Genomic DNA, 17,557 nt, shown 5'->3' on the forward strand with positions numbered 1-17,557 from the left:
AAACATGCTATTCTTTTAGGCAGGAAATGTAGAAAATGAGGTCGATATATTATGCATTATGATGTTATTGTCATCGGCGGCGGTCCTTCAGGGCTAATGGCTGCAATCGGTGCTGCTGAAGAAGGCGCAAGCGTCTTACTTCTTGATAAAGGAAATAAACTAGGACGTAAACTTGCGATTTCTGGTGGTGGTCGTTGTAACGTAACGAACCGTCTACCACTTGATGAAATCGTTAAACATATACCTGGAAATGGTCGCTTCTTATACAGTGCTTTTTCTATTTTCAGTAATGAAGATATTATTACATTCTTCGAAAATCTCGGTGTACAACTGAAAGAAGAGGATCATGGCCGCATGTTCCCCGTATCAAATAAAGCGCAATCTGTTGTAGATGCACTGTTAACACGATTAAAAGACTTAGGTGTGAAAATACGTACGAATACGCCTGTCGAAACGATTGAGTATGAAAACGGTCAAACGAAAGCAGTTATTCTACAAACAGGCGAAGTGTTAGAAACGAATCACGTCGTTATCGCTGTTGGCGGAAAATCTGTTCCTCAAACTGGTTCTACTGGAGACGGATACGCTTGGGCTGAAAAAGCTGGGCATACAATTACAGAACTTTTCCCAACAGAAGTACCAATTCTTTCAAACGAACCGTTTATTCGTGACCGCACATTACAAGGTCTTGCTTTACGAGATGTAAACTTAAGTGTATTAAACCCGAAAGGAAAAGTTATCATTTCTCATAAAATGGACATGCTTTTCACTCACTTCGGCCTATCTGGTCCTGCTGCTCTTCGCTGTAGCCAATTCGTTGTGAAAGCGATGAAAAAGTTTAAAACGAACACAGTGCACATGAGTATCGATGCATTGCCAGAAGAAAATAGTGAGCAACTGTTCCAGCGCATGCTGAAACAAATGAAAGAAGATCCGAAAAAAGGAATTAAAAACGTTTTAAAAGGCTATGTTCCTGAACGTTACTTCCTATTCTTATTAGAAAAAAATGAAATTGACGGTAGCGAACAAGCTGGACAAGTTTCTCATGAGAAGATTCGCGCACTTGTGAAAGACTTTAAAGAATTTACCGTCCATGTAAATGGTACGCAGTCAATTGAAAAAGCATTCGTTACTGGCGGAGGTGTATCCGTTAAAGAAATTAACCCGAAAGAAATGGCTTCGAAATTCACGAATGGTTTATACTTCTGTGGAGAAGTTCTTGATATTCACGGTTATACCGGCGGCTATAACATTACATCTGCCCTTGTTACTGGCCGAATTGCCGGAACAACCGCTGGACAAAATTCAAAAATGCAATATTAAAGAAGAAACAGGGACTCCTGTTTCTTTTTTTAGTATGTTGGAATAGCAAAGTAATACACGAAATTATATCGGCGATACTTTAAATATGTCGACCGTTTCTTCAAAAATATCCCTTCCTCCTAACTTCCCATTGCTTTTTTGTTGCTTTATATACCTTAGTACCTTTATATTTTATATTGTTGAATATTCGAAAAAGGGTAAGGGGAAAACAAATGAGAAAAAAAGTCATGATGTCTTTAATGCTAATGACGTTTCTTTCTGCGGTAGAAGGAACGATTGTTAGTACAGCGATCCCTCGTATAACGAGTGATTTGTCAGGCGTCGAACTTGTTAGTTGGGTATATGCAATCTATATGCTTGCAACAGCTGTTTCGACTCCAATATACGGAAAGCTAGCTGATTTATTCGGCCGTAAAAAAGTTCTGCTCATCGGAGCAACAATCTTCTTAATCGGTTCTGCACTTTGCGGAGTCGTTACATCAATGGAACAATTAATCTTCTTCCGTGCTCTTCAAGGTATAGGGGCTGGTGCTGTTATGCCGATCACAATGACGATTATTGGAGACCTATATAGCGAAGCGAAAGACCGCGCGAAAGCACAAGGCTGGATGAGTGCAGTTTGGGGTGTATCTGGTGTTATTGGGCCGTTAGTAGGTGGATTTTTAGTTGATTCTCTTTCTTGGCGCTATATTTTCTTCTTAAACGTTCCTTTTGGAATTATCGCTTGCTTAATGTTTGCCACTTCTTATCAGGAATCTGTTAAGTCCGCCGCTAAGCAACATATCGACTATCTTGGTGCGACAGTTTTCTCATTAAGTACAATTGCTTTACTATACGCATTATTAACAGGTAGCAGTAAGCAAAACTGGGGAGACATTTCAATTATCGGCCTATTAATCTTTGCCGCTGTTTCATTCATTATTTTCTTATACATCGAGAAAAAGTCTCCGGAACCATTAATTCCGCTAGCACTTTTCTCTAACCGTACATTATCTACAATAAACATACTAACACTTATTGCTGGCGCAATGATTATTAGTATTACAGTGTATCTTCCAATTTGGAGCCAAGGTGTTTTAGGAAAAAATGCGACAGAGGCTGGACTCATTTTAATGCCGATTCCTGTTATGTGGACATTCGGTGCTATGTTCTCCGGCAACTTAGTTGGCAAGTTACAAACGAAACAAATTATTTTACTTGGAGCTAGCATTTTATCAGTTGCTACTTTCTTATTATTTACATTATCAACAGATTCACCATCATTCCTTATTTATGTTGCAGTCGGATTATTCGGCTTAGGAATGGGGCTTGTTACACCAATTTACATGGTAACAATTCAAGCAGCTGTACCGGCGAATACGCGCGGAACGGCAGTTGGTTTAAATACATTTATTAATACATTTAGTCAAACACTAGGAGCTGCAATCTTCGGAACGATCTTCAATACGATGATTCATGCACGCGGCATTAAAAACCTTGATCTTGTTTCTTCTGGCGGACATGGAGGGGCTACAGCAAACGTAGCAACCGAATCACAATCCGCATTAGCATCAAGTGTACACGTCATTTATATGAGCACTTTCGTATTAGCGGTATTCACATTAATTATCGCTTGGATCCTATTAAAGCCAACTAAACAAACAAGTGAACAATAAAAAGAGGATGACCATTTTGGTCATCCTTTTTGCATAAAATCTACTCTTCATTCTCCACAATATGTTTAAGCATGGACAATTTATTATCCCAAAATCGTTCATAGTACGAGAGCCACTGCTGTAATTCCTCTAATGGTTCTGGATGCAAACGATATATCTTCTCTCTTCCGCTCTTTCTTCCACTCACTAAATTCGCTTCCGAAAGAATATGAAGGTGCTTTACAACAGCAGTACGACTCATCGGAAAATGATCCGTTATTTTTGAAATCGGTAACTCTTTGTCACTTAATAACCGTATTACTTCTCGGCGGGTTGGATCAGCAATTGCTTGAAATACATCATATTTCGCTACTGATGAGGACACTTAGCCTTCGACAACCTTTTTCAGTTTTTCATTTACAATCGCTACCCAGCCGCCGCTCATTCTTTCGTGAATAATAGAGCTCTTCGCATTTGGTTTTGGGAGGATTTCATCAGGATGTTTCCAGCCGCCGTGAATTAACGTAAATTCTGTTTTATTATCTCCTAGGTCTTTCAGATTAAATGAAACGACCCAGCCATCTGTATCCCATGAGAAAGATAGATGGTTTGGCTCATCAATTTCTAACACTTTACATGGTGATGGCCCAAATGGCGATTGCACATGAAACTCATGTCCTACCTCTAATTCAAAATCATTTGGCATAAACCATGACGCAATTCCTTCTGCAGTTGATACTACATTCCATACTTTTTGAATAGACGCGTTAAAAACGATTGTTTGTTTAATATCATTTAATGTATTTTGTTGTTCCATTTTATATCTCCTTTATTCGGCATTAAAATATAACACCTTTTAGTTTCACATCAACAATATAACACCTTTTGGTTTCATGTCAAGAAAGACTCTTTTTCACTGTTGAGAAATTCTCAACATTTTTTCAACAGGACAAACACCCTCTCACCATTCCTTCATAATATACTCACAAAGGCAATGAAAAATAGAAAATTCCCTCAATATGAAACTCTATCACTCCTATTGAGAGAAGCGCCTAACTTATCTCATCTGTACTTCGTCTCTCCTCCTTCCCTCGGGGACAATACGCGAGATATGTAAAAATCAGAAGGAGTATGCCCGCCATTTGGGTAGGTAGTTATTTCTCTTCTCCTCAACATTTCCTTAGGAGCGAAATGACTACCGACCCACTTTTTCAAACAAAAATAAAAAGGAGATGAAAGCTATGTTCTATTGCATTAACTGTTCTGAAATTCACCATGAAAAACACCCGAATGATAAAGTTTTTAAAAACGGTTTTTATATTGATCCATTTTTAGGTGATCGTTATCACCTTGGTATGTGTACAGATGCCCAAAACCATGAAACAGGGGCGCCTCTTTTAGCGACAAAGAAATTAGGCACAACTCAATCTATTATGAACGTATTACCGACACATGTTGTCCCAACATAAAACATAAAAAAGAGCTGGCTCACCCAGCTCTTTTTTATGCTTTATAAACGATCATTGCTGAAAAACAATAAATTTGGTTTTCGTCATCATTAATAGAAACACCGACTTGGTACTTAATATCTACAAAGTTACTATCATCAATTTTTTTCAAAAATACATTTACAGCGTCTTCTAAGTCCTTTTCATGACTTTCATCAAACACTTTCACACGAATCATGTTAACACCATCCTAGATCGCAGCCCTCCGCCGCTTGTTTATTGCCACGGTGCGTATCTATGATGCGATAAAACTTTCCATCTTCATATATATATCCGTCTTCTAACACATATTGTTTATCTTCAGTATAGACATAAAACTTACCTATCATAAACTTACTCGTATATAATTCCAAATAATCTTGCCTAAATTTAGCTACAACTTTATTTGTAATATCAATTCTAATTGTGCGCCCCACCTTCTATCCCTCCCTTGCAAAGAACGGATTTAGGTATATTGTATTAGCGATTTTATATTTTATGCTTAAAAATAAGTGGATATGCTCTCTTTCTGCGCCTGTACTATTTTTCCAAAAAAATTCCCCCTATTTATTCAACTTATAAGAGCAAAAAAACAAACAAAAAAACGACTTTTATATATTGACTACAGCATATCAGATGTGATATTATATAAAATTTGACATTTTTATCCTAGTATGTTATCATTAAAAGTAGTTACCACATACGGAGGTGGATGATTTGTTTCAAATTGGTGATAAAATCGTTTATCCAATGCACGGTGCAGGAATCATCGAAGCAATTGAAGAGAAAGAAATATTAGGCACTACGCGTCAATATTGTGTTATACGCATCATTAGTAAAGATATGCAAGTAATGCTTCCGATGAATCAATTACAAAAATCAGGTATACGTTATATCGTCGATAAAGGTACGTTAGATGGTATACTTCTTGAATTTCATCATGGGGAATCAGACCCCTCACTCTCTTGGAAACAAAGGTATACAATGAATATGGAAAAAATGAAGAACGGCAATCTTCAAGATAGTGCAGAAGTTGTTCGTGATTTACTTCGTCGCAATAAAGAAAGAGCATTAAATGCGAGCGAAAAACAAATGCTAGATAATGCGCGTAAAATGGTTATTAGTGAAGTTGCGCTCGTACAGAATGTTTCAGAACATCAAGCAACAGAATTTCTTCAAGATACAATCAATCATTAATTTTAAAAATAGCCGACCGCTATTTTTTTTTGCGTAAAAAAGGCCAAAGAGTTAAATCTCTTTGGCCTTTCATATTACCCACGCCCCGCTTGAAATGATGGGTATAAAGTCATTCCACCATCTGCAAATAACGTAATTCCAGTTACGTAACTTGCCTCTGCTGAAGCGAGCCACGTTGCTACTGCTGCGATTTCTTCAGGTTTTCCAATGTAACCCATTGGAATCATACTTTCTACGTCGTCACGTTTTTTCGGGTCAGCAAATTTTTCAGCATTAATTGGCGTATTAATTGCACCAGGCCCAATATTATTTACCCGAATACCTTTTGGTGCATATTCTAACGCTAACGTTTCTGTCATAAGCTTAATCCCCCCCTTACTAGCCGCATAATGCACAAATAATGGCCACGGGATTTTCTCATGAACACTAGACATATTAATAACCGAACCTTTAATATCGTGTTCCACAAAATATTTAATCGCTTCACGACTTCCTAAAAAAGCACCTGTTAAATTTGTATGAATTACTTTATTCCAATCCTCTAACGGCATTTCATGCGACGGTACCGCGTTTTCTATCCCTGCATTATTAATCATGACGTCGAGCGTACCAAACTCTTTCACAGCAGATTGAATGAGATTTACAACATCTGCCTCGACCGTCACATCACCTTTTACAGCAATCGCTTCTCCACCTACCTTTTTTATTTCTTCTAATACATCGTTCGCTTCTGACTCTCTTGAGCGGTAGTTAATAACAACTTTCGCCTTCTCTTTAGCAAATCTTACTCCCATGGCTCTTCCAAGACCAGTTGCTGATCCTGTAATAACGACGACTTTCCCTTCTAAATCGCTATACATTTTAATACCTCCTTAACCTTTCGCAATCCCCAGCATAATTCCAGCTGCAATAATAAAAACGATACCAATAACAATCCCAATTAATTGACGCTTCGTTTTCCTTTCACCTAATATAAAAATCCCCCCAAGCGTCGAAATAATAATTCCCATTTGTGAAAGGGAAAAGCTTGTTGCGACCCCAACTCTTGGCTGCGAAATGAATAAAAACATATTTCCAGCTGCCCAAATCAATCCTGGAAGAATATTTCGAATCGCATATTTATTGAATGGATGATGTTTAAATGTGAGTAAAATCCCGCCTAATACCATACCGACCGCTTGTGGTAATAAAGCCGACCAACCGTTCACGTTAAATAACCGGATAACTACTACGTAAACTAAATAACCGACTGTTGAAATTAATAAAATAATAATTCCTTTTTTAAAATTTCCTGCTTGCTCTGCATTCTTCTCTTCTTTACTTTGAAGCGATGTTAAAATAACCCCGATAATAATACAAACGAGCGCCAAAACTCCAAGAACGACCGATATCGTCGTTGACCATTCATGAAACACGATAACCCCGAATAATGTTGTCGCGACTAATTGAAGCCCTGTTGAAATCGGCATCGTTCTAGAAACACCCATTAAATCAATACTTTTTAATTGATTCGCTTGACCAAGTGCCCAAAATAAGCCAGATACAATTCCAACTCCAATAACGGTCGGAGTTAATACCGGCTTCATAAAAATATAAACGACAATTGAGAAGATAAGTGCACCGAACGTTGTACCGAGCGTTTGACTATACGGTCCCCCGCCTAGTTTCACGTTAAATAGCACAATACTCCCCCAAAATATAGCTGGTAAAATCGCTAAAAGTATATCCATCGCTCATTACCTTTCTCTACAAAATGTCATAGGTTATCGCTCTAAATCATTAGAGTGAGCTTTTATTTTTTCGTTTTTTCGTGCACAAATCTTTTCTACAATAGCACCAGAAACATTCTTTTCTCGCTCCACTTTCTTTATCTTTATGTGATCTAAATTGTCTTCCAAAGTAAGTGTAACTTTATCATTCGGCGGATTATGTGCCCCTTGAAATGTAAGAAATTGTATCGTAACTTCAAACCTAGGAACAAACTCATCTTTCTTGCCTAGACGCTTTATATTTGTAACTGAGTCACATTCATATTGATCTTCTGTCACTTGCCTTATAACCGAGTAATATCGATTCAGTAACGCACTTTCTAAAAGCTGTTCCGTCGATTCTTTTGCCAAAGAATTGCTTGGAGAAAAGAAAAAAACAGAACATATCATTGCAATCATTACACATATCTTTTTCATAATTTCCTCCTTTTCCTATAAGATAGTGTTCTCCAAAATGCCATAAAAAAACGACTTTCCCTATTTAGGAAAGTCGTTTTTTATAGCATAAATCCAATATTAACCACCACTCACTGGTGGTATTAGTGCAACTACATCACCAGATTGTATCGTATCATCTTCATTCGCGTACTCTTCATTAATCGCAACCATTATTGGCGCTGACACTGGTACATTATATTCTTTCGCAACAATATCTTTTAACTCTGCAACAGTAATATTTTCTTTCTCTATTTGTAATTCACTCGTTCCTGCTTCTTCTTGCAAGTTCGCAAATAACAATACTCGAATCATATTTATAACTCCTTCCCAGGCTCTCCTGCTGGATATGGTGTTTTTTCTAATTGGTCACCAATCCATGAGTCACCAGCTTCCCAAAATTCCTTTTTCCAAATTGGAACAATTTGCTTAATACGCTCCATAATATATTCATTCGCTTCATAAGCCTCTTTGCGATGAGGCGTTGATACAGCAACAACAACCGCTATATCAGAAATTTGTAGCGTGCCGATGCGATGCGTAATCGCAACATGTGTACCGGGCCACTTCTCCTTCACTTCTGACCCAATTTTCTGTAGCATCTTTTCTGCCATCGTCTTATAAGCTACATACTCTAAGTATAGTGTACGACGCCCTTTCGTAAACTCCCTAACTGTCCCGATAAATGTTGTAACAGCACCACATTCACGGCGAACTACTTTCTTTGTCACCTCTTCAATCGAGATTTCTGTATCAATTACTTCATAATACGTATTTATCATTTTGCACCCCTAGCCGTTTGTAAAAACCAGTCTATATACAATTTTTCTTCTGTTATATGAAATACTTTATATTCTTCTCGCACATTTGACGAAGCATCATACCACGTAATAACTGCCGCTATATTTTCTACTTTATGTAAAAGTTCAGCGTCTTCCGCAGAACGAAGTAACACTACTTTCGGATAGTTCTCAGCTTTATAGCCCTCTATTAAAATCGTATCTACTTCAAAAAATTCGTACAAGCGGATAATTTCTTGCAAGGACCATTCATCTCGCAAAGAGGACAAAGATAGTAATCCAGCACCTTCTACACTACTTACTACAGCACCAGCTTTTCTGTGTCTTTCACTGTCTTTTTGCGCTACTTCAGGAAAGTCCCCGTGACCATGATGTTTAATTGTAGCAACCTTCATTTCTCTTTCAGTTAATGCATGCACCATCTTCTCTACAAGTGTTGTTTTCCCGCTATTTTGATACCCTACTATTTGTAAGATTGAAGAGGCTTTGCCCACGGCCAATCACTTCCCTCAGAGCATTCTAACAATAATACAGACACTTTCATTCCTGCTTCAAATCCTCTCGTTCCTCCAGGCAGCACGATAAAAGCATTTGCATCCGCAAGCGAAGAGACCGCACTCGATTTATCTAAACCGACTGGCATCGCTTGTAGTGCCCCATTAACAATACTCGCTTTCGCTCTTACAAAACGAGTAAACGGATTTGGTTTCGGGAAATCTTTTTGTAAAATAGCATCAGTTCTATATACGTGAGGCTCCTTCGCATGCAAATACGTTTTCATAATTGGATGTACAAATAATTCGAAACCTACATAACAAGCTGACGGATTACCTGATAAACCGAAAAGTAACTTTCCATCAGCTTCAGCTACTGTCGTTACACTTCCAGGTCTCATCGCTATTTTATTAAAGAGTACATTCGCCTGTAACCTTGCATAAATAGCCGGTAAGTAGTCGTAATCTCCTACTGAAACACCGCCCGTTGTAATTAAAATATCAACCTCACCTATCGCTGATTTAACGGCTGTAAAACATGCATCTAACTCATCAGCAAGTTGTCCATAGTAACGCACTTTTCCGCCAGCTTTCATAATTTGAGCGGCAATCATGTAAGAGTTACTATTTCTAATTTTTCCTGGTTCTAACGCCTCATGCACTTCTAGTAATTCGCTGCCCGTCGTTACAATACCGACAACAGGCTGTTTTACAACTTTCACAGTGCTATATCCAAACGTCGCTAATAATGCGGCAACACCTGGATTGATTACAAAACCTTTCTTAACGAGGACTTGATTTTGTTTTATATCTTCTCCTTTAAATGACACATTGTCACCGTTTTGGAAAGGACGTTTTAACTTCATATATGTACTTTCGTTCCTCTCGAATCCTTCCGTCAGTTCTAGCATTACGACTGCATTGCAATCTTCTGGAATAGCTGCTCCTGTCATAATACGAACCGCCTGAAAAGCCCCTACTTCTTCTGCAAAAACAGATCCTGCTCCGATCTCTCCTATTACTTCAAATTCAATCGGATGCTCTTGACCCGCTTCCTTCGTGTCTTCTGCTCGAATTGCGAAACCATCGTAAGGAGAACGATCAAAGTGAGGAACGTCGTGATCTGAGACAACATCCTCTCCAAGAATCCTCCCGTAACTTTCTGTAATAGAAACTTCTTCTACTTCACCATGCTTAGCATATTTCATAACCCGCTCTACAGCCTCAGCAACTTGAATCGGGATTCGTTTTTCTACCATTGTTTCTCACCTCATATTTGCAAAATATCTAATCTCGATTACACTTTATATATTAAATCGCAATTACTTCAAGGAGGAATTCCATGTCTTCATTCACACATTTCAACGACCAAGGGCGCGCTAAAATGGTTGATATAAGTGACAAAAAAATAACCGTTCGAACAGCAATAGCATGCTCTAGCATTCTTGTTACGAAAGAAATTTTTGATAAAATCTCACGCAACGAAATTGGTAAAGGTGACGTATTAGCCGTCGCACAAATCGCAGGTATTATGGCTGCAAAACGTACTTCTGATATTATCCCAATGTGCCATCCTTTATTATTAAAAGGTGTTGATGTCTCTTTCGATTGGAAACAGTCAGAAGAACAATATCGGCTACTTATTGAAGTAAAAGTTAAAACAGAAGGTAGTACCGGCGTTGAGATGGAAGCTTTAACAGCTGCTTCCGCTACCGCTCTTACTGTATATGACATGTGTAAAGCCGTTGATAAGGGTATGATTATTGGCGAAACGTACTTACTTGAAAAAACGGGCGGAAAAAATGGAGATTATATTAGAAATTCTTAATCCTACCTTTTCCATTTGAACCTAAAGGATTCCCCTTTAGGTTCAACCTATATATCTTGCATATAGTCGTTTTGCAACATTCATATCATTCGTACCATGAATAAACGCCCTGCCATCTGTAAATAAAACAAAACGATATTCTTCCACTGGAAATGATAATAAATACGGCGTTGCTTTTACATCCACACTTTTTTGTAAGCGCTTTTTAATTTCTTTTAAATTAAAACCCTGACGCACACCTGGACGGATTTGAACTGTATTTCGCCCACATAATACTTCTGTTTTCGTTTGTGCTTCAAATGTTAAACTCGGATATGTACGTAACTTTCCACAGGATAAACATGTATCCTTTTTCTGCCTATTCACTTTAAATGCCATCTGCTGATTATTCCACAGATCAAATGATAGCATCGTTTCACGAAGTGCCTCAAAATCTTCTACTAATATTTTCAAGGCTTCCGTTATTTGATGTGCAACTACTAATTGCACTGCTGGCTGTATAATACCGGCCGTATCACATGTCGCTCCGCTCGCTGGATGCTCCATTAAACATCGAAAACACGGCGTTTTTCCTGGCAAGATTGTATAAGTTACTCCGTAGCTTCCAACGCATCCTCCGTATATCCACGGAACGTTATACATCTGCGATATATCATTAATAAGAAGGCGCGTTTCAAAATTATCTGTCGCATCTAATATTAAATCTACACCTTTAATTAATTCTTCCATTTCTTGCACCGTTACATCAGTCACAACCGGTACAATTTCTACTTCGGAATTAATTGCCTTTAAATGTTCTGCTGCCGCTATTGCTTTCGGTTTATAATGCTTTGCATCTTCTTCTGTATATAATTGTTGCCTTTGTAAATTACTCCATTCTACATAATCACGATCCGCAATTGTTATTTTTCCAACACCTGCTCTAACAATTGCTTCTGCATTCGCTGCTCCGAGTGCACCAGCACCGATAACGAGCACATGCTTCCCTCTTATTTTCCGTTGCCCTTCTTCCCCAACACCAGAAAATAACATTTGTCTTGAATATCGCTCTTGCATACGACATCCCCCTTTCTTATCCTCCTATATAAGACATTTCAATTTTCGGACGATTTTTCGCACTTTCTTCTGTCCGTTCATCTGAATATCGATCTTTTCTATTCTTCCATACATATTCTATAGCTTTTAATAACTCATTATCCGAAAGGTTCTCCCTCAGAAGTTTCCTTAAATCCATTCCTTCTGTCGCAAACAAGCAAGTATAAAACTTTCCATCTGCCGAAATTCTTGCTCTCGTACAAGAAGAACAAAATGACTCAGAAACAGAGGTAATAAAACCAACCTCTACATTCGTTCCAACGTATCGATACCGCTTCGCAACCTCACCAAAATAATGAGCTTCAGCTGGCTCAATTGGATACACCCCATGAATCATATCAATTAATTCTCGTTTCGTAATAACTTGATCAAAATTCCATCCATTCGTACTGCCAACATCCATAAACTCAATAAACCTAAGCGTGATTCCTTGTTCTTTAAAATACGTAGCAACCGGAAGTACTTGATGATCATTCATTCCTTTTTTCACAACCATATTTACTTTCACTTCAAGGCCTGCTTCTTTCGCTGCCATAATTCCTTTTAACACTGGCTTCGTATTCATATTCCGGCCATTAATTGCGCGGAACACATTATCATCTATCGCATCCAAACTAACATTTACTCGGTGTAACCCAGCTTCTTTTAACGCCTTCGCTTGCTTCGTTAAATGAATCGCATTTGTCGTTAATCCTATATCTACTAAACCGTCAATTTTCACGAGACGTTCGATAAGTTTTGTTAAGTCCTTACGGAGCAAGGGTTCGCCACCAGTAAGTCTAATTTTCCGTACACCGATGCTAACAAATACTTTTGCTAATCGCTCTATTTCATCAAATGTCAGTAAAAACTCATCTTTCAAAAAAGCATAATCAGGACCAAACACTTCCGCTGGCATACAATACGTACACCGTAAATTACAACGATCAATGACAGAGATGCGTAAATCTTGAAGTGGGCGTCCGAAAAAATCTTTAACCTTCTCCTGCATCGCCACTCTCCCTTTCTGCCAAATTTATACCTCTCTTCATTCTATTATAATATATTTTTGAACCGCGATGTTTTTGCTAAGGTGAATAAAGTGAAACTTTAATCAGTGGGGGTTTTGTCCATCCCCACTGATTATTAGCCCACAAATAGAGGGATAAAAAACCTTGAAACATAAAAGTTCCAAGGTTTTCTGTTTATTAACTTAATCTAATAATAGTTAGAGTAGCTCCTGGCGTTGTTGTAGATAATGTAGCTATTGCAACTAATCCAAATAACTGCAGACTAATAGCAGCTCCAGCAGGCAAGTTAGCAATTATTGGTGCACTAAATGAACCAGTAGCCACTGTCGGGGAGTTTATCGTTCCCGCAAGCGGACTGCCATTTACGGTTATACGAGAACTGACAAGTAATCCTGCCGTTAAATTAATTGTATAGGCTATATAATAATTCCCTGCATTCGCAACTGTAAATACAGTATTTCCACCACTAACGGTTATTCCTGGTCCAATATTTTGATTGTTCGGTAATGAGATATTCGTACCGCCTAATAAAACCGAAATAGCGGTTCCTGATGTATTATTCGCAAATGCATACGTTGCAGTTGTACTAACTCCAGTCACCCCGGTCGCTCCTGTTGGACCCGTGCCTCCCGTTGGACCTTGAATTCCTTGTGAACCTGTCGCTCCTGTTGCCCCCGTTGGACCTTGAATTCCTTGTGAACCTGTCGCTCCTGTTGCCCCCGTTGGACCTTGAATTCCTTGTGAACCTGTCGCTCCTGTTGCTCCCGTTGGACCTTGAATTCCTTGTGGGCCTTGTGGGCCTGTTGGACCCGTGTCCCCGGTTGGGCCTTGTGGACCTTGTAAACCTTGCACTCCTTGCGGACCGGTTGGACCTATTTCTCCTTGCACACCTTGTATTCCGGTTGGGCCTTGTGGACCAGTCGGACCTTGCACTCCTTGTATCCCTTGAATTCCCTGTGGGCCTTGTGCTCCTGTTGCACCTGTTGCCCCTTGTATCCCTTGTGGGCCTTGACCTCCTTGGATTCCTTGAGGACCTGTTGGACCTTGGATTCCTTGCGGGCCTTGAATTCCTTGCGGACCTTGATCTCCCGTTGCTCCCGTTATACCTTGGATCCCTTGTGGACCTTGAACACCTTGCGGACCGGTTGGGCCTATGTCTCCTTGTACTCCTTGTATTCCTTGTGGACCCTGCAGCCCCGTTGCTCCGATTGCACCAGTTACTCCAGTTGCTCCGGTCACACCCGTCGCCCCTGTTGCTCCCGTATCTCCTACTCCTCCCGTTACACCTGTCGCTCCTGTCGGACCAGGTGGTCCACCGGATGGACCTGTCACTCCCGTCGGACCTGATGGACCTGTTGGGCCAGTCGGTCCGGCTGGGCCTCCTGATGGACCCGTTACACCTGATGGACCCGTTACTCCAGTTGCCCCTGTAGTCCCTTCCCCTGTCGCCCCAGTTGTACCCGTATCTCCAGTTACTCCTGTCGGACCTTGGATTCCTTGAATTCCTTGTGGGCCTTGCACCCCTTGCGCACCCGTCGGTCCTTGAATTCCTTGGATTCCTTGAACTCCCTGTGGACCCATTGGACCTGTTGCACCTATATCCCCTTGAGTACCTTGCACTCCTTGCGGGCCCTCTGGACCTGTTGCTCCTATATTCCCTTGAACACCTTGAACCCCAGTTGCTCCTTGTGCTCCAGTTGCTCCTGTTATACCTTGAATCCCTTGTATTCCCTGAATGCCTTGTGGACCTTCTGGACCTGTTACTCCTATTGGTCCTTGAATTCCTTGGATTCCTTGTGGGCCCTCTGGACCTGTTGCTCCAGCTGGTCCTGGCACTCCTTGTATTCCTTGCGGACCCTGAAGTCCTTCTGGGCCTTCTGGGCCTGTTGGTCCTATATCACCCATTGGCCCTTGAATTCCTTGGACTCCTTGTGAGCCAGTGTCCCCGGTTGGACCAGGTACCCCTTGTATTCCTTGTGGGCCTTGATCTCCTGTTGCTCCGGTTATACCTTGAGGTCCTATGGCCCCTTGTATACCTTGCGGACCTTGATCTCCTGTTGCCCCCGTTATCCCTTGAATCCCCTGAACCCCTTGGATTCCTTGTTCACCAGTTACTCCTGTCGGACCAGGAATACCTTGAATACCTTGCGGACCTTCTGGACCCGTTGGCCCAATTGGCCCTTGAACCCCTTGGATTCCTTGCAGGCCCTGTGCTCCTGTTTCTCCTGTACTTCCAGTAGGACCTGTATTTCCAGTCACTCCCGCACTTCCAGTTACTCCAGTTACTCCAGTATTTCCAGTCGCTCCCGTCGCACCTGTACTTCCACTTGGTCCACCTCCTGGCCCTGTCGCACCAGTTGCTCCAGTCGGACCTGGAGGTCCTCCAGATGGGCCAGTTATCCCTGTTGGACCTGTTATTCCAGTCGGACCACTAATCCCCTGACCAGTCGCTCCTGTTGCTCCCGTATTTCCATCCGGTCCTTGTGGGCCTTGTATCCCTTGAGCTCCTTGTATTCCTTGTGAACCTGTTGCACCCGGTACCCCTTGCACTCCTTGAATTCCTTGAGGTCCCTCTGGCCCGGTAGCTCCAATCGGCCCCTGTAATCCCTGTATCCCCTGTATACCTTGTGCCCCAGTCGCTCCGGTTGGACCAATTGGACCTTGTAACCCTTGCACTCCTTGAGGTCCTGTCGCTCCAGTTTCTCCCTGTGGTCCCCTTAATCCTTGTGGTCCCTGCTGTCCTTCTGGTCCTGTTGCACCCATTTGTCCAGCTGGTCCTTGAATCCCTTGCACTCCTTGAGGTCCTGTCGGGCCCATCTCCCCCATCGGACCTTGAAATCCCCTTGGTCCTTGTGGACCAGTCGGGCCTTGTGGACCGGTTGGACCAGTAATCCCAATGCCAGTAAATCCCGTTGGAACGGGGGGAAAAGTAGGTCCAATAAGATTCGGTGAAATTCTGAAATTAGAGTTTAATGAATTTTGTCTATCGCGCTCTTTCACACTTTCACCACCTACACACCATCTTTTTTACTTTAAACAAACCTCTTCTTCTTAATATGTATTTACAAAAACAATCTCAAAGACTATTTTTATTTTAAATAATAAAAACTCCCTTAATTCCTTAAGGGAGTCCAGAAACTGAATCCATATTATCTGTATTAGGGACAGCTTGCGATATACTCGACACATTTGCACCTTGCCCCATGTTTGTTCCCGTTACAGTACCAGCAGGGGTACCTCGTGTATAGGTTGTCGTCACCGAATCTCCCGGTTGTAAACAAAGCTTCGTCTCCGTCCCTATTACTGTAACAACGTCAATCCAAGTGCAACCCGTTGAACCACTATACGATTTCGAAGCAGTAAATGAAGTATCACTCAAATTATCCCCTGTAAATATATTCCCAGTATTATTAACGATAATAAATTCTTTAATACGTGCAGGCATACTTACACTCTACCTTTCATTTATGAACCTAATGTACGTGTACTCGTCGCTAATGGCGGAAGAAACACTGATGTTCTAATCACAGCTTCTGGCTGTCGTTTCCCATTTAAAAAAACAGCCGCACTCGATCCTCCAGCACCCGCATATATTTTCGATACAGCAAAAGGTGCGATATTATAACAGTCGCCAACATTAACAGCCCCTGTATTATTAATAATTTTTACTTTACGCATGTTAATCCCCATTTACCCCTCCCCCTTTTGTATACTGTATGCAAAAGAAAAAAACTTGAAACAGACTCGTTTCAAGTTTTTAACAATTAACTATTTAGTTTCCCCTTCATATTGAAGCATACCGCCAACCATGTTCACTGTTTTAAATCCTTGTTCATTTAAATAATGGCATACATTTTCACTGCGCATTCCCGAACGACAAATAAAGATATATTCATTCTCTTTCTCAAAGAAATCTACTTTATTTGGAATATCACCCATTTTAATATGTACAGCTTCTGGAATTTTCCCTGCCGCTACTTCTTCATCTTCCCTTACGTCTACTAAAAATAACGTTTCTCCATTTTCTAAACGCTCTTGCACTTCTTCTGTAGTAATTGTTTTTACTTCTGTCATATGTAGTTCCTCCTTATATACAATAAAACCTTCAGTTTCTTCTTTAAACAATCATTTCTCATCAATTTTAGCACGCGAAGGAAGGAACGCAAAGAATGGAACATTTATTTCTCAATTTTCCAGCAAAACTTATTCTTTACAAACATAACTGACGCATTGTATCCTCAATATACTTGTTTGATGAAAGGAGCCAGTTAAAATGACACTTTTTCTTTTCATTATGGGCATCATTTTCTTAGTTTTTGCAGTTATTGCTCTTAGTATGAAAAATAATAAAAAGATAAAATCCCCTCAAGAAATGTCATTCTTATTTCTATTACTTAGTATAGCTTTCTTCGGTTTATCAATCGCTTCATATATTTTCCGTCTGCAAATCATGTAAAAAAAGGTGCCTACTATAAATCATGCACC

Annotated in this window: 23 protein-coding genes; 6 read left to right on the forward strand and 17 right to left on the reverse strand. The window is 40.3% G+C overall.

From position 1 onward, the window contains the following. Positions 1 to 51: 51 nt before the first annotated feature. A complete protein-coding gene (locus ABH957_RS17090; protein ID WP_002129466.1) occupies positions 52 to 1,323 on the forward strand; it encodes a BaiN/RdsA family NAD(P)/FAD-dependent oxidoreductase in 1,272 nt (423 codons plus the stop codon). Between the two features lie 212 nt (positions 1,324 to 1,535). Then, positions 1,536 to 2,978: an MDR family MFS transporter gene (locus ABH957_RS17095; protein ID WP_404454300.1), complete on the forward strand. Its 1,443-nt coding sequence runs from the start codon at positions 1,536 to 1,538 to the stop codon at positions 2,976 to 2,978. Between the two features lie 40 nt (positions 2,979 to 3,018). Here the strand turns inward: ABH957_RS17095 and ABH957_RS17100 are convergent, their stop codons facing one another. Both ABH957_RS17100 and ABH957_RS17105 read right to left on the reverse strand, forming a co-directional pair. Continuing rightward, entirely contained in the window at positions 3,019 to 3,342 is a 324-nt protein-coding gene (locus tag ABH957_RS17100) for an ArsR/SmtB family transcription factor (RefSeq protein ID WP_113935762.1), read from the reverse strand. Then, positions 3,343 to 3,774, reverse strand: coding sequence for an SRPBCC family protein (locus ABH957_RS17105; RefSeq protein WP_404454303.1), 432 nt, complete (start codon positions 3,772 to 3,774; stop codon positions 3,343 to 3,345). Between the two features lie 424 nt (positions 3,775 to 4,198). On the opposite strand from ABH957_RS17105, the gene ABH957_RS17110 reads away from it, so the two are divergent. Beyond that, positions 4,199 to 4,426: a DUF3973 domain-containing protein gene (locus ABH957_RS17110; protein WP_002129470.1), complete on the forward strand. Its 228-nt coding sequence runs from the start codon at positions 4,199 to 4,201 to the stop codon at positions 4,424 to 4,426. A gap of 34 nt (positions 4,427 to 4,460) precedes the next feature. Here the strand turns inward: ABH957_RS17110 and ABH957_RS17115 are convergent, their stop codons facing one another. Together ABH957_RS17115 and ABH957_RS17120 are read right to left on the reverse strand one after the other, a co-directional pair. Then, a complete protein-coding gene (locus ABH957_RS17115; RefSeq protein ID WP_000621751.1) occupies positions 4,461 to 4,643 on the reverse strand; it encodes a sporulation protein Cse60 in 183 nt (60 codons plus the stop codon). A gap of 1 nt (position 4,644) precedes the next feature. Further along, the gene (locus ABH957_RS17120; protein WP_002089059.1) at positions 4,645 to 4,881 is read right to left on the reverse strand and encodes a DUF2553 family protein; all 237 of its coding nucleotides are present in this window, start codon (positions 4,879 to 4,881) and stop codon (positions 4,645 to 4,647) included. 280 nt (positions 4,882 to 5,161) lie between these two features. On the opposite strand from ABH957_RS17120, the gene ABH957_RS17125 reads away from it, so the two are divergent. After that, entirely contained in the window at positions 5,162 to 5,641 is a 480-nt protein-coding gene (locus ABH957_RS17125) for a CarD family transcriptional regulator (protein ID WP_002089061.1), read from the forward strand. Positions 5,642 to 5,715: 74 nt separating this feature from the next. Here the strand turns inward: ABH957_RS17125 and ABH957_RS17130 are convergent, their stop codons facing one another. The 7 genes from ABH957_RS17130 to ABH957_RS17160 all read right to left on the reverse strand — a co-directional run bounded on the left by ABH957_RS17130 (position 5,716) and on the right by ABH957_RS17160 (position 10,398). Continuing rightward, entirely contained in the window at positions 5,716 to 6,501 is a 786-nt protein-coding gene (locus ABH957_RS17130) for a glucose 1-dehydrogenase (RefSeq protein ID WP_002015659.1), read from the reverse strand. Between the two features lie 12 nt (positions 6,502 to 6,513). Further along, on the reverse strand, positions 6,514 to 7,371 hold the full coding sequence (glcU, locus tag ABH957_RS17135) for a glucose uptake protein GlcU (protein WP_002129475.1): 858 nt from the start codon (positions 7,369 to 7,371) through the stop codon (positions 6,514 to 6,516). A gap of 33 nt (positions 7,372 to 7,404) precedes the next feature. Beyond that, entirely contained in the window at positions 7,405 to 7,827 is a 423-nt protein-coding gene (locus ABH957_RS17140) for a DUF3888 domain-containing protein (protein ID WP_002089063.1), read from the reverse strand. 99 nt (positions 7,828 to 7,926) lie between these two features. Then, on the reverse strand, positions 7,927 to 8,160 hold the full coding sequence (moaD, locus tag ABH957_RS17145) for a molybdopterin converting factor subunit 1 (RefSeq protein WP_000621795.1): 234 nt from the start codon (positions 8,158 to 8,160) through the stop codon (positions 7,927 to 7,929). 2 nt (positions 8,161 to 8,162) lie between these two features. Then, a complete protein-coding gene (moaE, locus tag ABH957_RS17150; protein ID WP_404454308.1) occupies positions 8,163 to 8,627 on the reverse strand; it encodes a molybdopterin synthase catalytic subunit MoaE in 465 nt (154 codons plus the stop codon). Beyond that, a complete protein-coding gene (gene mobB, locus ABH957_RS17155; RefSeq protein ID WP_404454311.1) occupies positions 8,624 to 9,145 on the reverse strand; it encodes a molybdopterin-guanine dinucleotide biosynthesis protein B in 522 nt (173 codons plus the stop codon). The genes moaE and mobB overlap by 4 nt, the downstream gene beginning before the upstream one ends. Beyond that, positions 9,109 to 10,398 carry a molybdopterin molybdotransferase MoeA gene (locus ABH957_RS17160; protein WP_404511838.1) on the reverse strand — a complete coding sequence of 430 codons (1,290 nt, stop codon included), beginning with the start codon at positions 10,396 to 10,398 and terminating at the stop codon, positions 9,109 to 9,111. Before ABH957_RS17160 ends, mobB begins: the two co-directional genes overlap by 37 nt. Before the next feature lie 83 nt (positions 10,399 to 10,481). Between ABH957_RS17160 and moaC the strand changes: the two genes are divergently transcribed. Beyond that, the gene (moaC, locus tag ABH957_RS17165; protein ID WP_002129484.1) at positions 10,482 to 10,967 is read left to right on the forward strand and encodes a cyclic pyranopterin monophosphate synthase MoaC; all 486 of its coding nucleotides are present in this window, start codon (positions 10,482 to 10,484) and stop codon (positions 10,965 to 10,967) included. Positions 10,968 to 11,009: 42 nt separating this feature from the next. Here moaC and ABH957_RS17170 read toward each other — a convergent pair whose 3' ends face one another. From ABH957_RS17170 to ABH957_RS17195, 6 genes are all read right to left on the reverse strand, one after another. Further along, entirely contained in the window at positions 11,010 to 12,023 is a 1,014-nt protein-coding gene (locus ABH957_RS17170) for a molybdopterin-synthase adenylyltransferase MoeB (protein ID WP_201038830.1), read from the reverse strand. Positions 12,024 to 12,039: 16 nt separating this feature from the next. Then, positions 12,040 to 13,053 (reverse strand): GTP 3',8-cyclase MoaA, encoded by a 1,014-nt coding sequence (gene moaA / locus ABH957_RS17175; protein ID WP_242248659.1) that lies wholly within the window; start codon positions 13,051 to 13,053, stop codon positions 12,040 to 12,042. 196 nt (positions 13,054 to 13,249) lie between these two features. Continuing rightward, a complete protein-coding gene (locus ABH957_RS17180; protein WP_404454318.1) occupies positions 13,250 to 16,072 on the reverse strand; it encodes a BclA-related collagen-like exosporium protein in 2,823 nt (940 codons plus the stop codon). 121 nt (positions 16,073 to 16,193) lie between these two features. After that, positions 16,194 to 16,517 carry a hypothetical protein gene (locus tag ABH957_RS17185; protein ID WP_113935769.1) on the reverse strand — a complete coding sequence of 108 codons (324 nt, stop codon included), beginning with the start codon at positions 16,515 to 16,517 and terminating at the stop codon, positions 16,194 to 16,196. A gap of 20 nt (positions 16,518 to 16,537) precedes the next feature. Then, positions 16,538 to 16,762, reverse strand: a complete 225-nt coding sequence (locus ABH957_RS17190; RefSeq protein WP_113935770.1) for a spore germination protein — start codon at positions 16,760 to 16,762, stop codon at positions 16,538 to 16,540. A gap of 78 nt (positions 16,763 to 16,840) precedes the next feature. Continuing rightward, positions 16,841 to 17,146, reverse strand: a complete 306-nt coding sequence (locus tag ABH957_RS17195) for a rhodanese-like domain-containing protein (protein WP_000141214.1) — start codon at positions 17,144 to 17,146, stop codon at positions 16,841 to 16,843. A 199-nt stretch (positions 17,147 to 17,345) separates the two neighbouring features. Between ABH957_RS17195 and ABH957_RS17200 the strand changes: the two genes are divergently transcribed. After that, positions 17,346 to 17,528: a hypothetical protein gene (locus ABH957_RS17200; protein WP_002129493.1), complete on the forward strand. Its 183-nt coding sequence runs from the start codon at positions 17,346 to 17,348 to the stop codon at positions 17,526 to 17,528. Positions 17,529 to 17,557 lie beyond the last annotated feature (29 nt).

Origin of the sequence: Bacillus sp. RC242 (genome assembly GCF_044908245.1) — a bacterium.
Taxonomy (GTDB): Bacteria; Bacillota; Bacilli; order Bacillales; family Bacillaceae_G; genus Bacillus_A; species Bacillus_A mycoides.

Coding starts and splice junctions, on each gene's coding strand:
- moaE (WP_404454308.1), bottom strand. CDS start 8,627: ATGATAAATACGTATTATGAAGTAATTGATACAGAAATCTCGATTGAA.
- ABH957_RS17170 (WP_201038830.1), bottom strand. CDS start 12,023: ATGCAAGAGCGATATTCAAGACAAATGTTATTTTCTGGTGTTGGGGAA.
- moaD (WP_000621795.1), bottom strand. CDS start 8,160: ATGATTCGAGTATTGTTATTTGCGAACTTGCAAGAAGAAGCAGGAACG.
- ABH957_RS17200 (WP_002129493.1), top strand. CDS start 17,346: ATGACACTTTTTCTTTTCATTATGGGCATCATTTTCTTAGTTTTTGCA.
- ABH957_RS17115 (WP_000621751.1), bottom strand. CDS start 4,643: ATGATTCGTGTGAAAGTGTTTGATGAAAGTCATGAAAAGGACTTAGAA.
- ABH957_RS17105 (WP_404454303.1), bottom strand. CDS start 3,774: ATGGAACAACAAAATACATTAAATGATATTAAACAAACAATCGTTTTT.
- glcU (WP_002129475.1), bottom strand. CDS start 7,371: ATGGATATACTTTTAGCGATTTTACCAGCTATATTTTGGGGGAGTATT.
- ABH957_RS17095 (WP_404454300.1), top strand. CDS start 1,536: ATGAGAAAAAAAGTCATGATGTCTTTAATGCTAATGACGTTTCTTTCT.
- ABH957_RS17195 (WP_000141214.1), bottom strand. CDS start 17,146: ATGACAGAAGTAAAAACAATTACTACAGAAGAAGTGCAAGAGCGTTTA.
- ABH957_RS17130 (WP_002015659.1), bottom strand. CDS start 6,501: ATGTATAGCGATTTAGAAGGGAAAGTCGTCGTTATTACAGGATCAGCA.
- ABH957_RS17185 (WP_113935769.1), bottom strand. CDS start 16,517: ATGCCTGCACGTATTAAAGAATTTATTATCGTTAATAATACTGGGAAT.
- ABH957_RS17090 (WP_002129466.1), top strand. CDS start 52: ATGCATTATGATGTTATTGTCATCGGCGGCGGTCCTTCAGGGCTAATG.
- ABH957_RS17110 (WP_002129470.1), top strand. CDS start 4,199: ATGTTCTATTGCATTAACTGTTCTGAAATTCACCATGAAAAACACCCG.
- ABH957_RS17140 (WP_002089063.1), bottom strand. CDS start 7,827: ATGAAAAAGATATGTGTAATGATTGCAATGATATGTTCTGTTTTTTTC.
- moaC (WP_002129484.1), top strand. CDS start 10,482: ATGTCTTCATTCACACATTTCAACGACCAAGGGCGCGCTAAAATGGTT.
- ABH957_RS17160 (WP_404511838.1), bottom strand. CDS start 10,398: ATGGTAGAAAAACGAATCCCGATTCAAGTTGCTGAGGCTGTAGAGCGG.
- moaA (WP_242248659.1), bottom strand. CDS start 13,053: ATGCAGGAGAAGGTTAAAGATTTTTTCGGACGCCCACTTCAAGATTTA.
- ABH957_RS17190 (WP_113935770.1), bottom strand. CDS start 16,762: ATGGGGATTAACATGCGTAAAGTAAAAATTATTAATAATACAGGGGCT.